The organism is Escherichia sp. WS568 (assembly GCF_046486085.1).
Taxonomy (GTDB): Bacteria; Pseudomonadota; Gammaproteobacteria; order Enterobacterales; family Enterobacteriaceae; genus Escherichia; species Escherichia coli.
Genome location: NZ_JBJQMC010000008.1, coordinates 196,126 through 210,427, shown reverse-complemented (window position 1 = coordinate 210,427; position 14,302 = coordinate 196,126). Strand labels below are relative to the sequence as shown.

16 protein-coding genes, 1 tRNA gene and 3 pseudogenes are annotated in these 14,302 nt (G+C 52.4%); 18 read left to right on the top strand and 2 right to left on the bottom strand.

Translation table 11 applies throughout. The annotated features are described in order from the left end of the window. Positions 1-111: 111 nt before the first annotated feature. The 14 genes and pseudogenes from ACJHWR_RS11910 to ACJHWR_RS11845 form a co-directional block, all read left to right on the top strand. Positions 112-1,080, top strand: a pseudogene (locus ACJHWR_RS11910) (autotransporter domain-containing protein); the annotation flags it as partial. Positions 1,081-1,200: 120 nt separating this feature from the next. Next, the gene (locus ACJHWR_RS11905; RefSeq protein ID WP_001531238.1) at positions 1,201-3,717 is read left to right on the top strand and encodes a hypothetical protein; all 2,517 of its coding nucleotides are present in this window, start codon (positions 1,201-1,203) and stop codon (positions 3,715-3,717) included. A 75-nt stretch (positions 3,718-3,792) separates the two neighbouring features. Then, positions 3,793-4,248, top strand: a complete 456-nt coding sequence (locus ACJHWR_RS11900; protein WP_000581506.1) for an IrmA family protein — start codon at positions 3,793-3,795, stop codon at positions 4,246-4,248. Positions 4,249-4,322: 74 nt separating this feature from the next. After that, positions 4,323-4,557: pseudogene (locus ACJHWR_RS11895) on the top strand (DUF905 family protein). Positions 4,558-4,657: 100 nt separating this feature from the next. Further along, positions 4,658-5,479: a DUF932 domain-containing protein gene (locus ACJHWR_RS11890; protein ID WP_001761104.1), complete on the top strand. Its 822-nt coding sequence runs from the start codon at positions 4,658-4,660 to the stop codon at positions 5,477-5,479. A 91-nt stretch (positions 5,480-5,570) separates the two neighbouring features. Then, positions 5,571-6,056 (top strand): antirestriction protein, encoded by a 486-nt coding sequence (locus ACJHWR_RS11885; RefSeq protein ID WP_000214307.1) that lies wholly within the window; start codon positions 5,571-5,573, stop codon positions 6,054-6,056. 15 nt (positions 6,057-6,071) lie between these two features. After that, a complete protein-coding gene (locus ACJHWR_RS11880; protein WP_001186726.1) occupies positions 6,072-6,548 on the top strand; it encodes a RadC family protein in 477 nt (158 codons plus the stop codon). A 62-nt stretch (positions 6,549-6,610) separates the two neighbouring features. Beyond that, positions 6,611-6,832 (top strand): DUF987 domain-containing protein, encoded by a 222-nt coding sequence (locus tag ACJHWR_RS11875; protein ID WP_000692298.1) that lies wholly within the window; start codon positions 6,611-6,613, stop codon positions 6,830-6,832. 18 nt (positions 6,833-6,850) lie between these two features. Then, the gene (locus ACJHWR_RS11870) at positions 6,851-7,534 is read left to right on the top strand and encodes a hypothetical protein (protein WP_000086768.1); all 684 of its coding nucleotides are present in this window, start codon (positions 6,851-6,853) and stop codon (positions 7,532-7,534) included. Positions 7,535-7,544: 10 nt separating this feature from the next. Then, a complete protein-coding gene (locus tag ACJHWR_RS11865) occupies positions 7,545-7,925 on the top strand; it encodes a type IV toxin-antitoxin system YeeU family antitoxin (protein ID WP_001285602.1) in 381 nt (126 codons plus the stop codon). Between the two features lie 80 nt (positions 7,926-8,005). Further along, on the top strand, positions 8,006-8,389 hold the full coding sequence (locus tag ACJHWR_RS11860; protein WP_000854686.1) for a TA system toxin CbtA family protein: 384 nt from the start codon (positions 8,006-8,008) through the stop codon (positions 8,387-8,389). Then, entirely contained in the window at positions 8,386-8,874 is a 489-nt protein-coding gene (locus ACJHWR_RS11855) for a DUF5983 family protein (RefSeq protein ID WP_032180032.1), read from the top strand. Before ACJHWR_RS11860 ends, ACJHWR_RS11855 begins: the two co-directional genes overlap by 4 nt. Positions 8,875-8,890: 16 nt before the next feature. Next, complete coding sequence (locus ACJHWR_RS11850) at positions 8,891-9,088, top strand: DUF957 domain-containing protein (RefSeq protein WP_000839253.1); 198 nt, start codon at positions 8,891-8,893, stop codon at positions 9,086-9,088. Positions 9,089-9,172: 84 nt separating this feature from the next. Further along, positions 9,173-10,014, top strand: a pseudogene (locus ACJHWR_RS11845) (DUF4942 domain-containing protein). Between the two features lie 149 nt (positions 10,015-10,163). Here the strand turns inward: ACJHWR_RS11845 and ACJHWR_RS11840 are convergent. Next, positions 10,164-10,251: transfer RNA gene (locus ACJHWR_RS11840), tRNA-Ser, on the bottom strand. Positions 10,252-10,484: 233 nt separating this feature from the next. Here ACJHWR_RS11840 and ghrA point away from each other — a divergent pair. The 4 genes from ghrA (at position 10,485) to ACJHWR_RS11820 (ending at position 13,386) form a co-directional block, all read left to right on the top strand. Further along, on the top strand, positions 10,485-11,423 hold the full coding sequence (gene ghrA, locus ACJHWR_RS11835; RefSeq protein WP_000351331.1) for a glyoxylate/hydroxypyruvate reductase GhrA: 939 nt from the start codon (positions 10,485-10,487) through the stop codon (positions 11,421-11,423). Between the two features lie 54 nt (positions 11,424-11,477). Beyond that, the gene (gene ycdX, locus ACJHWR_RS11830) at positions 11,478-12,215 is read left to right on the top strand and encodes a zinc-binding phosphatase (protein WP_000283664.1); all 738 of its coding nucleotides are present in this window, start codon (positions 11,478-11,480) and stop codon (positions 12,213-12,215) included. 23 nt (positions 12,216-12,238) lie between these two features. Beyond that, entirely contained in the window at positions 12,239-12,793 is a 555-nt protein-coding gene (gene ycdY, locus ACJHWR_RS11825; protein ID WP_001001923.1) for a molecular chaperone YcdY, read from the top strand. Between the two features lie 101 nt (positions 12,794-12,894). Beyond that, positions 12,895-13,386: a DUF1097 domain-containing protein gene (locus tag ACJHWR_RS11820; RefSeq protein ID WP_001300785.1), complete on the top strand. Its 492-nt coding sequence runs from the start codon at positions 12,895-12,897 to the stop codon at positions 13,384-13,386. A gap of 63 nt (positions 13,387-13,449) precedes the next feature. Here ACJHWR_RS11820 and csgG read toward each other — a convergent pair whose 3' ends face one another. After that, positions 13,450-14,283 (bottom strand): curli production assembly/transport protein CsgG, encoded by an 834-nt coding sequence (csgG, locus tag ACJHWR_RS11815; protein WP_001189321.1) that lies wholly within the window; start codon positions 14,281-14,283, stop codon positions 13,450-13,452. Between the last annotated feature and the right edge of the window lie 19 nt (positions 14,284-14,302).

Genomic DNA, 14,302 nt, shown 5'->3' with positions numbered 1-14,302 from the left:
TACAATAGCGTCAGGCCTCACCATTACAACGGTGGGTTGACGCCGGAAGAATCAGAGAACAGATACCGTTTTTACTGTAAAACCGTGGCCAATATTACTTGACCACTACAGACACAGGCAATGGACTATGACCGGATTCTGGCAGGCTCCCGCAGCCATCAGACCGGTGTAAGCGGTGAAAATAACAGCGTCCGTCTCAGCATTCAGGGCGGTCATCTCGGTCACGATAACAACGGCGGTATTGCCCGTGGGGCCACGCCGGAAAGCAGCGGCAGCTATGGCTTCGTCCGTCTGGAGGGTGACCTGCTCAGAACAGAGGTTGCCGGTATGTCTGTGACCGCGGGGGTATATGGTGCTGCAGGCCATTCTTCCGTTGATGTTAAGGATGATGACGGCTCCCGCGCCGGCACGGTCCGGGATGATGCCGGCAGTCTGGGCGGATACCTGAATCTGGTACACACATCCTCCGGCCTGTGGGCTGACATTGTGGCCCAGGGAACCCGTCACAGCATGAAAGCGTCATCGGACAATAACGACTTCCGCGCCCGGGGCTGGGGCTGGCTGGGCTCACTGGAAACCGGTCTGCCCTTCAGTATCACTGACAATCTGATGCTGGAGCCACAACTGCAGTACACCTGGCAGGGGCTCTCCCTGGATGACGGCCAGGATAACGCCGGTTATGTGAAGTTCGGGCATGGCAGTGCACAACATGTGCGTGCCGGCTTCCGTCTGGGCAGCCACAACGATATGACCTTTGGCGAAGGCACCTCATCCCGTGACACTCTGCGCGACAGTGCAAAACACCGTGTGAGTGAACTGCCGGTGAACTGGTGGGTACAGCCTTCTGTTATCCGCACTTTCAGCTCCCGGGGTGACATGAGCATGGGTACAGCCGCAGCCGGCAGTAACATGACGTTCTCACCCTCACAGAATGGCACATCACTGGACCTGCAGGCCGGACTGGAAGCCCGTGTCCGGGAAAATATCACCCTGGGCGTTCAGGCCGGTTATGCCCACAGCATCAACGGCAGCAGCGCTGAAGGTTATAGCAGTCAGGCCACGCTGAATGTGACCTTCTGATAATTCTGCATTGCCTCTCTGTGGTCCCGGTCATCATGACCGGGACCCGGACGGGGGAAAACGTTTCAGTGCCACATTCACTGGCATTCACAATAACATGATATTCATCACGGAGTGACTATGTTACAGATAGTCGGCGCGCTGATTCTGCTGATCGCAGGATTTGCCATTCTTCGCCTTTTGTTCAGAGCATTAACCAGCACAGCGTCTGCGCTGGCAGGGTTCGTATTGCTGTGTCTGTTCGGCCCGGCTTTACTGGCTGGCTATATCACTGAACGCATAACCCGGTTATTCCATATTCGCTGGCTGGCAGGCGTATTTCTGACGATTGCCGGAATGATTATCAGCTTCATGTGGGGACTTGATGGTAAACATATCGCACTGGAGGCTCATACTTTTGACTCTGTAAAATTTATTCTGACCACCGCTCTCGCCGCTGGTCTGCTGGCTCTTCCCGTGCAGATAAGAACCATTCAGCAGAACGGGCTCACACCTGAAGATATCAGCAAGGAAATTAACGGGTATTACTGCTGTTTTTATACTGCTTTTTTCCTTATGGCGTGTTCTGCATACGCACCATTGATCGCATTGCAGTTCGATATTTCACCCTCACTGATGTGGTGGGGCGGGTTGTTGTACTGGCTGGCTGCATTAGTGGCGCTGCTATGGGCGGCCAGCCAGATCCAGGCGCTGAAAAGACTGACCAGTGCCATCCGCCAGACACTGGAAGAACAACCGGTGCTCAACAGTAAATCGTGGCTGAGCAGTTTGCAAAACGATTACAGCCTTCCTGAAACGCTGACGGAGCGCATCTGGCTGACACTCATTTCACAACGGATTTCCCGGGGAGAACTGAGGGAATTTGAACTGGCAGACGGAAACTGGCTACTGGACAATGCCTGGTATGAAAGAAACATGGCGGGTTTCAACGAAAAGCTGAGAGAGAGCCTGTCATTTACCCCTGATGAACTGAAAACCCTCTTCCGGAACCGCCTGAATTTATCACCGGAAGCGAATGACGATTTTCTCGATCGTTGCCTGGACGGCGGTGACTGGTACCCCTTTTCAGAAGGCCGCCGTTTTGTATCATTCCACCACGTGGATGAGCTTCGTATCTGTGCCTCCTGCGGGCTGACAGAAGTACATCATGCCCCGGAAAATCATAAGCCGGATCCGGAATGGTACTGCTCCTCTCTTTGTCGCGAAACAGAAACACTGTGTCAGGACATTTATGAACGTTCTTACACCGGTTTTATTTCCGATGCAACGGCGAATGGTCTGATTCTCATGAAACTGCCGGAAACCTGGAGTACAAATGAGAAAATGTTTGCTTCCGGAGGGCAGGGACATGGGTTTGCCGCTGAACGGGGAAACCATATTGTCGACAGAGTCCGTCTGAAAAACGCACGGATCCTCGGTGATAATAATGCCAGAAATGGAGCAGACAGACTGGTCAGCGGAACAGAAATCCAGACGAAATATTGTTCAACTGCAGCCCGTAGCGTCGGTGCGGCATTCGACGGACAAAACGGACAGTATCGTTACATGGGAAATCATGGACCCATGCAACTGGAAGTCCCCCGTGATCAGTATGCCGGCGCTGTGGAAACCATGAAGAATAAGATCCGCGAAGGTAAAGTACCCGGTGTAACCGATCCCGCAGAAGCGTCCCGGCTGATTCGTCGGGGACATCTGACTTATACCCAGGCCCGTAATATCACCCGGTTCGGGACCATCGAATCGGTCACTTATGATATTGCCGAGGGGTCGGTTGTCAGTCTGGCGGCCGGAGGGATCAGTTTTGCCCTGACGGCATCGGTCTTCTGGCTCAGCACCGGCGATCGCGATGCTGCCCTGCAGACAGCTGCTGTCCAGGCAGGAAAAACCTTCACCCGCACACTGGCTGTCTACGTCACAACCCAGCAACTTCACCGGCTCAGTGTTGTTCAGGGTATGCTGAAGCATATTGATTTTTCGACGGCCAGCCCGACTGTCCGGCAGGCGCTTCAGAAGGGGACCGGTGCAGGAAATATCAGTGCCCTGAACAAAGTGATGAAGGGTACGCTGGTGACATCTCTGGCACTGGTAGCTGTCACAACCGGCCCTGACATGATCAAAATGTTGCGGGGACGGATCTCCGGTGCGCAGTTCATCAGGAATCTTGCCGTGGCATCTTCCGGTGTGGCAGGTGGTGCTGTCGGGTCAGTGGCGGGCGGGATATTGTTCAGTCCACTGGGACCATTTGGTGCACTGACAGGGCGTGTGGTTGGCGGTGTTCTGGGGGGAATGATTGCCTCCGCTGTATCAGGAAAAATTGCCGGAGCGCTGGTTGAAGAAGATCGCGTCAAAATTCTGGCAATGATTCAGGAGCAGGTGACATGGCTTGCCGGCAGTTTCCTGCTGACCGGACATGAGATTGAAAATCTGAACGCGAATCTGGCCCGTGTTATCGATCAGAATGCTCTGGAGATCATTTTCGCCGCCGGTATACAACAACGGGCCGCGACCAATATGTTAATCAAACCACTGGTGGTCAGTATCATCAGGCAACGCCCCGTCATGGAATATGATGCATCCCATCTCGGCAATATGGTTAACCGACTGGAAGAAGCATTACCCCCGGAGTTACCGGCATAACGGCTATTCTGCGCCTTTTACGTTTTATCACCTGATTTGTCAGTGTCATCGTCATGACTCAGAGAGGTAAATACCATGATTCACCTGTTCAAAACCTGCATGATTACCGCCTTCATTCTGGGGTTAACGTGGTCTGCCCCACTCCGGGCACAGGATCAACGTTACATCAGTATACGCAATACAGATACGATATGGCTCCCGGGAAATATTTGTGCCTACCAGTTCCGGCTGGATAATGGCGGAAACGATGAAGGATTTGGCCCCCTCACCATCACTCTGCAACTCAAAGACAAATATGGTCAGACGCTGGTGACCAGAAAAATGGAAACGGAAGCCTTTGGTGACAGTAATGCCACGCGAACCACAGACGCATTTATGGAAACGGAGTGCGTGGAAAATGTCGCCACAACCGAAATCATTAAAGCAACTGAAGAAAGTAACGGCCATCGTGTCAGTCTGCCGTTATCGGTTTTCGATCCCCAGGACTACCATCCACTGCTGATTACCGTTTCCGGAAAAAATGTTAACTGATCCCTGAAGTCAGTTTCATGCTTCAGCCTCTGCCACAACGTATGGCAGAGGCTATTTATCAGGAGAAACCAGATATGCCGGGTTACACACAGAGTATGTCCTGGCTGAAGGATCTTTCTCATACGGGCAGACGGTGGCTGTCACAACAGCTTACCTTAATGTGCTTATTGAAGATGACCAGGTGCGCACTTCCGGCTGGTTATCCGCAACGCGGAAGGTCAGCGACGCTGGCGCTGCCGGAATACTGAACCCTGTGCCGGAAAGCAGCTTAATGCGTGGCTCGCCAGTGAAGGGCTTCTCAGACAATAAACGTCATTGATTTCGTCCATCAGGCCGCGTCTTCTCCGGGAGACGCGGCTTTTTTCATTTATTACACCAGTAAATCTTAACCACCGATAAGGAGCAAAGTATGCGATTAGCCAGTCGTTTTGGTTATGCTGCAAACCAGATACGCCGTGACCGTCCACTGACACATGAAGAGCTGATGCACCATGTGCCGGGGATTTTCGGGGAAGATAAACACACGTCCCGAAGCCAGAACTATACGTACATCCCCACCATCACCGTGCTGGAAAGTCTGCAGCGGGAAGGCTTCCAGCCATTCTTCGCCTGCCAGACCCGTGTGCGCGACCCGGGCCGTCGGGGATACACAAAACACATGCTGCGTCTGCGGCGGGCCGGAGAGATAAACGGAGAACATGTCCCTGAAATTATTCTGCTCAACTCTCATGACGGTACCTCCAGCTACCAGATGCTGCCGGGTTACTTCAGGTTCGTCTGCCAGAACGGGTGCGTCTGTGGTCAGTCTCTGGGGGAAGTGCGTGTTCCGCACCGGGGAAATGTAGTGGAGAAAGTTATCGAAGGGGCTTACGAGGTGGTGGGGGTTTTTGACCGGATAGAGGAGAAGCGTGATGCCATGCAGTCGCTGGTCCTGCCGCCACCGGCACGCCAGGCGCTGGCACAGGCGGCACTGACTTACCGTTATGGTGACGAACATCAGCCCGTCACCACCGCCGACATTCTGACGCCACGACGCCGGGAGGATTACGGAAAGGACCTGTGGAGTGCTTATCAGACCATCCAGGAGAATATGCTGAAAGGGGGGATTTCCGGTCGCAGTGCCAGAGGAAAACGTATCCACACCCGTGCCATTCACAGCATCGACACCGACATTAAGCTCAACCGCGCATTGTGGGTGATGGCTGAAACGCTGCTGGAGAGTATGCGCTGATGCCGTTTCCCTGAAAGCGCAGTTCTGACTCACGTCTGTCCCTTCCCCCGGGATTTCTTCCATTCATTTACTTTTTATAAGGAATAATCTCATGACAACCGTCTTGCATAATTCCACCACTCCTTCTGTTTCCGTAACCGCTGCATCAGGGAATGACCAGCCTCAGCTGGTTGCCACCATAGTCCCTGATGAACAGCGCATCAGCTTCTGGCCGCAGCACTTTGGCCTCATTCCACAGTGGGTGGCCCTGGAGCCCCGTGTCTTCGGCTGGATGGACCGTCTGTGTGAAGACTACTGCGGTGGTATCTGGAATCTGTACACCCTGAACAACGGCGGGGCATTTATGGCACCCGAACCGGATGACGATGATGACGAAACATGGGTACTGTTCAATGCCATGAACGGTAACCGCGCTGAAATGAGCCCGGAAGCCGCCGGCATTGCTGCCTGTCTGATGACGTACAGCCATCATGCCTGTCGTACGGAGTGTTATGCCATGACGGTCCATTATTACCGGTTGCGGGATTACGCCCTGCAGCATCCGGAATGCAGCGCCATTATGCGCATCATCGACTGAATGGAGAGAAGCACAATGCAACAGCTTTCCTTTCTGCCCGGAGAGATGACGCCCGGCGAGCGCAGTCTCATTCTGCGGGCCCTGAAAACTCTGGACCGCCATCTTCATGAACCCGGCGTGGCCTTCACCTCCACCCGTGCGGCACGGGAATGGCTGATTCTGAACATGGCGGGACTGGAGCGTGAAGAATTCCGGGTGCTGTATCTGAATAACCAGAATCAACTGATTGCCGGTGAAACCCTCTTCACCGGCACCATCAACCGCACGGAAGTCCATCCCCGGGAAGTGATTAAACGCGCCCTGTACCACAATGCCGCTGCCGTGGTGCTGGCGCACAATCACCCGTCCGGTGAAGTCACACCCAGCAAGGCAGACCGCCTTATCACGGAACGTCTGGTACAGGCACTGGGCCTGGTGGATATCCGGGTGCCGGACCATCTGATAGTCGGTGGCAACCAGGTTTTCTCCTTTGCCGAACATGGTCTGCTTTAACCCGTCACAACCACATCACGCTTGTTTGCACTTTTATCTTCTGTCTTCAGAGGTATCACACTATGAAAATCATCACCCGTGGTGAAGCCATGCGTATTCACCAACAACATCCGGCATCCCGTCTTTTTCCTTTCTGTACCGGCAAATACCGCTGGCACGGCAGTGCTGAGGCGTATACCGGTCGTGAAGTGCAGGATATTCCCGGTGTGCTGGCCGTGTTTGCTGAACGCCGTAAGGACAGTTTTGGCCCGTATGTCCGGCTGATGAACGTCACTCTGAACTGAGTCAGTAAGGGCACTCTGATGAGCAGAATTATCACCACCACCGTGTATACACTGAATGAGCTATCCTCCACCGCACAGGAAAAAGCCCGCGACTGGTACCGTCAGCATCATGCTGACAGCAACTGGTATGAAAACGCGTATGGGGACTTCAGGGAGGTCTGTGGCATTTTCGGGATTGACCTCCGCCAGCGTGTTATCCGGCTCAGCAACGGCAGGTTTATGGAAGAGCCGTGCATCTGGTTCAGCGGATTCTGCAGCCAGGGGGACGGAGCCTGTTTTGAAGGACGCTGGCACTGGCAGTCAGCAACAGCCAGGAGAGTCGGGGTGTATGCCCCGCAGGACCGTGAGCTTCATCGTATCGCGGATGCCCTGCAGGCGGTGCAGAAGCGTAACTTCTGGCAACTGCAGGCTGAAATCCACCACCGGGGACGTTACTGCCATCCGTACTGCATGGATATCACCGTCACCCGGAACAGTCCGACTGGTCAGGCTATGACAACCGATGCGGAAGCCGCAGTCAGCGAAGCCCTGCGCGACCTGGCCTTCTGGTTGTACCGTCAACTGGAAAACGAGTACGACTGGCTGACCTCAGACGCCGCTGTGGATGAGGCCCTTCTCATCAACGAATATACCTTCACCGAAGCCGGTCTGCGCGCCGGCTGCCCCGTCATCGTTAAACTATCATTCACCGATTTTCTGTGAGGATTTTATCGTGTCAGACACACTCCCCGGGACAACGCTTCCCGACGACAACAAAGACCGCCCCTGGTGGGGGCTGCCCTGCACCGTGACGCCCTGTTTCGGGGCACGTCTGGTGCAGGAGGGTAACCGGTTGCATTACCTTGCAGACCGCGCCGGTATCAGAGGCCGGTTCAGCAATGCGGATGCATACCATCTGGACCAGGCTTTTCCACTGCTGATGAAACAACTGGAACTCATGCTCACCAGCGGTGAACTGAATCCCCGGCATCAGCATACCGTCACGCTGTATGCGAAAGGGCTGACCTGCGATGCCGACACCCTCGGCTCCTGTGGTTACGTTTATCTGGCTGTTTATCCTGCGACCGAAACGGAAAGTAACCCTCCGGAATAGCCTTCTGCTCCGGCCTGGTGCTTTCACCAGCCACGCCACTTTTCCATTTCTTATATCTGCATATCAGGAAAATCTTCAGTATGAAAACATTACCCGACACACACGTACGGGCGGCATCGCGCTGCCCGTCTCCGGTTGAAATCTGGCAGACACTGCTCACCCGACTGCTGGACCAGCACTATGGCCTTACGTTGAATGACACACCGTTCGCTGATGAACGTGTGATTGAGCAGCATATTGAGGCAGGGATTTCACTGTGTGACGCGGTGAACTTTCTCGTTGAAAAATACGTGCTGGTACGAACTGACCAGCCGGGATTCAGCGCAGGAGCCCCGTCGTCTCAGTTAATCAACAGCATTGATATTCTCCGGGCTCGCAGGGCGACCGGCCTGATGACCCGGGACAATTACAGAATGGTAAATAACATTACCCTGGGCAAGCATCCGGAGGAGGCGAAACAATGAAACTTTCCCTGACGCCGGAAGCCGACAGCATTAACATGCAGGCGCTGAACATGGGGCGCATTGTCGTTGACGTCGATGGTGTTAATCTCGCTGAACTGATTAACAAGGTCTCTGAAAACGGTTATTCACTCCGCGTGGTCGATAAATCCGACCAGCAGTCAACCAGTACACCACCACCGTTAACAACCCTTACCGGCATACGTTGCAGTACCGCACATATCACGGAAACGGACAACGCCTGGCTGTACTCGCTGTCACACCAGACTAATGACGACGGCGAAACAGAATGGATTCATTTTACAGGCAGCGGCTATCTGTTACGTACCGATGCATGGTCGTACCCGGTTCTGCGGCTTAAACGCCTGGGCCTGTCAAGAACGTTCCGTCGTCTGGTCGTCACTCTCACCCGGCGTTATGGCGTCAGTCTCATTCATCTGGACGCCGGCGCAGAATGTCTGCCGGGGTTCCCCACTTTCGACTGGTAACCCGTAAATTCACAACATGAAATCATTAACCACAGAAACGGCGCTGGATATTCTGATTGCGTGGCTGCAGGACAATATTGACTGCGAATCAGGGATTATCTTCGACAACGATGAGGATAAAACGGATTCAGCAGCACTGCTGCCCTGCATTGAACAGGCCAGGGAAGATATCCGTACCCTGCGCCAACAGCAGCTTCTGCAACAGAACAGGTGAGTCTTACTCACCAGACTTCATTCCACTGACGCCAGCCTGAATACGGCTGGCGTTTTCGTTTATAAACCAAAAGGAAAAACGATGATGTCAGATATCACAATCTCCCGCCCGGAACTGGTCAACGGACATACGGACGTTATCTGCTCAACCAGTATCCGCCACATTCTGGCTGTACGAAAGAGTGCGCTGCTGCAAATCGACACACTTATCCGGCAACTGGCTGAAATCTCGGTACTGACGGAAAGCATTGGCGGTAAAACGCCCGGGACTGGGCCATGAAACAGGATTTTCGCTGCGGCTGCTGGCTCATGGAGAAACCGGAAACCGCAATGAAAGCCATCACCCGCAATCTCGATCGCGAAATCTGGCGTGGCCTGATGCAACGTTCCGGGATGCTGTCATTAATGGATGCGCAGGCCCGTGATACATGGTACCGCTCACTGGAGTACGATAACTTTCCGGAAATCAGTGAAGCGAACATTTGGAGCACATTTGAGCAACTGCACCAGAATAAGGATGACGTGTTTGAGCGAGGAGTGATCAACGTCTTCAGAGTGCTGAGCTGGAATTACAAAACCAACTCACCCTGTAAATTTGGCAGTAAAATTATCGTCAACAATCTGGTGAGGTGGGACCGGTGGGGATTTCATCTGAACAGCGGGCAACAGGCAGATCGACTTACCGACCTGGAAAGAATGCTGCACCTGTTCAGCGGCAAACCGATCCCCGACAATCGGGAAAACATCACCATTCATCTGGATGAGCACATCCAGTCTGTTCAGGGGAAAGAGGACTATGAAGATGAGATGTTCAGTATCAGATACTTTAAGAAGGGCTCCGCGTATATCACGTTCAGAAAACCGGAACTGGTTGAGCGACTGAATGATATTATTGCAGAACACTATCCTGACATGCTGTCAGTATAGCTTTGCCAGTATGCTTAAAGATCGGAAATTGTCCGATAAGATGTGATCGCGGCTCATACAAACCGGTTTCAGATGGCATACCCGGTGGCATACTGTCTGGAAGGATAAATAAAAAAGCGCATGTTAAACAATAACATGCGCTTGTAATCTGGCGGTGAGGGGGGGATTCGAACCCCCGATACGTTGCCGTATACACACTTTCCAGGCGTGCTCCTTCAGCCACTCGGACACCTCACCAAATTGTTGTTCCTGTCTTGCTGGAACGGGCGCTAATTTAGGGAAATCATGACCTGAGGTCAACAAACTTTTTTAAAAAATCGCGCGTTTATTCAAACTTCAATCAATATGCAGTTTTAATAAGCGAAATTTGCTTTTTTTGCCACCGACCACGGATTTGTTATGCTGGTGGCTTTTGTAGATCATAACGATAAGTGCGAATAAATTTCGCGCAACGCTTTTCGGGAGTCAGTATGGATATCATCTTTTATCACCCAACGTTTGATACCCAATGGTGGATTGAGGCACTGCGCAAAGCTATTCCTCAGGCAAGAGTCAGAGCATGGAAAAGCGGAGATAATGTCTCTGCTGATTATGCTTTAGTCTGGCATCCTCCAGTTGAAATGCTGGCAGGGCGCGATCTTAAAGCGGTGTTCGCACTCGGGGCAGGTGTTGATTCTATTTTGAGCAAGCTACAGGCACACCCTGAAATGCTGAAACCTTCTGTTCCACTTTTTCGCCTGGAAGATACCGGTATGGGCGAGCAAATGCAGGAATATGCTGTCAGTCAGGTGCTGCATTGGTTTCGACGTTTTGACGATTATCGCATCCAGCAAAATAGTTCGCATTGGCAACCGCTTCCTGAATATCATCGGGAAGATTTTACCATCGGCATTTTGGGCGCAGGCGTACTGGGCAGTAAAGTTGCTCAGAGTCTGCAAACCTGGCGCTTTCCGCTGCGTTGCTGGAGTCGAACCCGTAAATCGTGGCCTGGCGTGCAAAGCTTTGCCGGACGGGAAGAACTGTCTGCATTTCTGAGCCAATGTCGGGTATTGATTAATTTGTTACCGAATACACCTGAAACCGTCGGCATTATTAATCAACAATTACTCGAAAAATTACCGGATGGCGCGTATCTCCTCAACCTGGCGCGTGGTGTTCATGTCGTGGAAGATGACCTGCTCGCGGCGCTGGATAGCGGCAAAGTTAAAGGCGCAATGCTGGATGTTTTTAATCGTGAACCCTTACCGCCGGAAAGTCCGCTCTGGCAACATCCACGCGTGACGATAACACCACATGTCGCCGCGATTACCCGTCCCGCTGAAGCTGTGGATTACATTTCGCGCACCATTGCCCAGCTCGAAAAAGGGGAGAGGGTCTGCGGGCAAGTCGACCGCGCACGCGGCTACTAATAAAGCATCAGGTTTCCTGCTATCCTTGGCGGGAATTGAATACAGGAGAGAGTTATGTATCCCGTCGACCTTCATATGCATACCGTTGCCAGCACGCATGCATATAGCACATTGAGTGATTACATTGCCCAGGCCAAACAAAAGGGCATTAAACTTTTTGCAATCACCGATCATGGCCCGGATATGGAAGATGCGCCGCATCACTGGCACTTCATTAACATGCGTATCTGGCCGCGAGTGGTTGATGGAGTAGGGATCCTGCGCGGCATCGAAGCTAACATTAAAAATGTTGATGGTGAAATTGATTGCAGCGGCAAAATGTTTGATTCGCTGGATCTGATTATTGCCGGTTTTCATGAGCCGGTTTTTGCGCCGCATGATAAAGCGACCAATACACAAGCGATGATCGCCACTATTGCCAGCGGCAATGTGCATATAATAAGCCATCCCGGAAATCCGAAATATGAAATAGATGTTAAAGCCGTTGCTGAAGCAGCCGCGAAACATCAGGTGGCGCTGGAAATCAATAATTCCTCTTTTTTACACTCACGTAAGGGAAGTGAAGACAATTGTCGTGCGGTAGCCGCAGCGGTACGTGACGCTGGAGGTTGGGTGGCATTAGGCTCGGATTCTCACACCGCGTTTACCATGGGTGAATTTGAAGAGTGTCTTAAAATCCTCGACGCGGTAGATTTTCCGCCAGAGCGCATTTTGAATGTTTCTCCGCGCCGCTTACTGAACTTCCTTGAATCTCGCGGTATGGCACCGATTGCGGAATTTGCAGACCTTTAATTACTAGTAATGGAAATATATTAATGAACGAGTTTTCTATCCTCTGTCGTGTGCTGGGTTCGCTCTATTACCGCCAACCACAAGATCCTTTACTGGTGCCGCTGTTTACCCTGATTCGTGAGGGGAAACTGGCTGCGAACTGGCCACTGGAGCAGGATGAGTTGCTGACACGTTTGCAGAAAAGCTGTGATATGACGCAAGTCTCTGCCGATTACAATGCGTTGTTTATCGGCGATGAATGTGCTGTGCCGCCATATCGTAGCGCATGGGTTGAGGGCGCGACGGAAGCGGAAGTGCGCGCTTTTCTTTCCGAACGGGGGATGCCATTAGCGGATACGCCAGCCGATCACATCGGCACATTGCTGCTCGCGGCTTCCTGGCTGGAAGATCAGTCAACGGAAGATGAGAGCGAAGCACTGGAAACACTGTTCAGTGAGTATCTGTTACCCTGGTGTGGTGCGTTCCTTGGTAAAGTGGAGGCCCATGCAACTACGCCTTTTTGGCGCACCATGGCACCGCTAACCCGCGATGCTATTAGTGCAATGTGGGAAGAGCTGGAAGAAGATCCTGAAGAGTAAATGTGATCTGCATCACTCATAACTGCAACAGATAATTTGTTGTTGCATAAAATGTGTGCTCGATCTCATTCATGGCCGCGTTTTCTGCTATCATGCGCGGCATGAACATACTTCTCTCTATTGCAATCACAACAGGTATTCTCTCCGGTATCTGGGGATGGGTGGCTGTTTCCCTGGGCTTACTAAGCTGGGCGGGCTTCCTGGGCTGTACGGCCTACTTTGCCTGCCCGCAAGGTGGGCTGAAAGGGCTGGCGATCTCCGCTGCAACCCTGCTTAGTGGCGTGGTGTGGGCGATGGTCATTATTTACGGTAGTGCACTGGCACCACATCTGGAAATTCTCGGTTATGTCATAACCGGTATTGTCGCGTTTCTGATGTGTATTCAGGCGAAACAGCTGCTGCTTTCATTTGTTCCGGGGACGTTTATAGGCGCATGCGCGACGTTTGCCGGGCAGGGTGACTGGAAACTGGTGTTACCTTCGCTGGCGCTTGGGCTGATATTTGGTTACGCAATGAAAAACAGCGGCCTGTGGCTGGCGGCGCGTAGTGCAAAGACGGCGCACCGTGAGCAGGAAATCAAAAATAAAGCGTGAGGGGCACTCACGCTTTCGCTTAAACCGTAAAATGCCGGATGATAATTCCGGCTTTTTTATCTGTCAGGATTCCGGTGGAACCGACATATGGCGGTATTTCACCAGAATGTCGTTCTGCCGTTCTGCTTTGTTCTGCAAATCCCACAGACCACGGTCAATACCATCATTAATCAGGAAAATGACCCCTGTTTCGATAGCCGACATCAGGCACAGCATAACGGGTTCGTTCGAGGTGTAACCCACTTCCCCTTCCAGCAAGCGCTGGTAGTCAATAAAGCGGAAAACCCCGGCCTGAACTTCATAGGAAAGTATCGTCTTACTGGTGTTCACCGAGGAGAGAATCTCACCGGTACTCACATTGACGACACGCAGGTTCACGGCAATCTGATCAAGCTGGTATTGCGTGTCGGCACCGATCCCAAAATATCTTGCCCCAACACCGCCCGATTTAACGTTGCTTTCGTAACCGATAATCGAACCTTCAACCATGATATTTGCCGCCGTTAAAGACTGCAGCGGGATTCGGTTATTAATGGCAACCGTACCGTTTTCTTGTGCCGCACGAATAATCTTGCGCTCGTTAAGCAGGTTTTGTAAGCCCTGGCGCTCCAGCGGTATAAACCAGCGAGAATCTTTCAATGCCGTGACCAGCATTGCCGTGGCGCTTTGCGGAACAGCAGTGGAGAAGTTACTTGCCGGGTAAGGTTTAAATTGCCCGGTTTCGTCCTGAATGTTGTATACCGAAACAAAGATCTTACCCGTCGGCGCTGGCAGATGGGTCAAATCTTTGTAGCTCTGAGCACGAGGCATTAATGTCGGTCTGGCTGCTTCTTTAGGCGGGGCGGTTAAGCATCCGCTCAGTAACATGACGGCAACCAAAAGAAATAAGCGCTGCATGATTATTTTCCTTATGAAG

What these genes read in the sequence shown, in the direction of transcription:
- ACJHWR_RS11905 (WP_001531238.1), top strand. Translation starts at nt 1,201, where the DNA reads ATGTTACAGATAGTCGGCGCGCTGATTCTGCTGATCGCAGGATTTGCC.
- ACJHWR_RS11900 (WP_000581506.1), top strand. Translation starts at nt 3,793, where the DNA reads ATGATTCACCTGTTCAAAACCTGCATGATTACCGCCTTCATTCTGGGG.
- ACJHWR_RS11890 (WP_001761104.1), top strand. Translation starts at nt 4,658, where the DNA reads ATGCGATTAGCCAGTCGTTTTGGTTATGCTGCAAACCAGATACGCCGT.
- ACJHWR_RS11885 (WP_000214307.1), top strand. Translation starts at nt 5,571, where the DNA reads ATGACAACCGTCTTGCATAATTCCACCACTCCTTCTGTTTCCGTAACC.
- ACJHWR_RS11880 (WP_001186726.1), top strand. Translation starts at nt 6,072, where the DNA reads ATGCAACAGCTTTCCTTTCTGCCCGGAGAGATGACGCCCGGCGAGCGC.
- ACJHWR_RS11875 (WP_000692298.1), top strand. Translation starts at nt 6,611, where the DNA reads ATGAAAATCATCACCCGTGGTGAAGCCATGCGTATTCACCAACAACAT.
- ACJHWR_RS11870 (WP_000086768.1), top strand. Translation starts at nt 6,851, where the DNA reads ATGAGCAGAATTATCACCACCACCGTGTATACACTGAATGAGCTATCC.
- ACJHWR_RS11860 (WP_000854686.1), top strand. Translation starts at nt 8,006, where the DNA reads ATGAAAACATTACCCGACACACACGTACGGGCGGCATCGCGCTGCCCG.
- ACJHWR_RS11855 (WP_032180032.1), top strand. Translation starts at nt 8,386, where the DNA reads ATGAAACTTTCCCTGACGCCGGAAGCCGACAGCATTAACATGCAGGCG.
- ACJHWR_RS11850 (WP_000839253.1), top strand. Translation starts at nt 8,891, where the DNA reads ATGAAATCATTAACCACAGAAACGGCGCTGGATATTCTGATTGCGTGG.
- ghrA (WP_000351331.1), top strand. Translation starts at nt 10,485, where the DNA reads ATGGATATCATCTTTTATCACCCAACGTTTGATACCCAATGGTGGATT.
- ycdX (WP_000283664.1), top strand. Translation starts at nt 11,478, where the DNA reads ATGTATCCCGTCGACCTTCATATGCATACCGTTGCCAGCACGCATGCA.
- ycdY (WP_001001923.1), top strand. Translation starts at nt 12,239, where the DNA reads ATGAACGAGTTTTCTATCCTCTGTCGTGTGCTGGGTTCGCTCTATTAC.
- ACJHWR_RS11820 (WP_001300785.1), top strand. Translation starts at nt 12,895, where the DNA reads ATGAACATACTTCTCTCTATTGCAATCACAACAGGTATTCTCTCCGGT.
- csgG (WP_001189321.1), bottom strand. Translation starts at nt 14,283, where the DNA reads ATGCAGCGCTTATTTCTTTTGGTTGCCGTCATGTTACTGAGCGGATGC.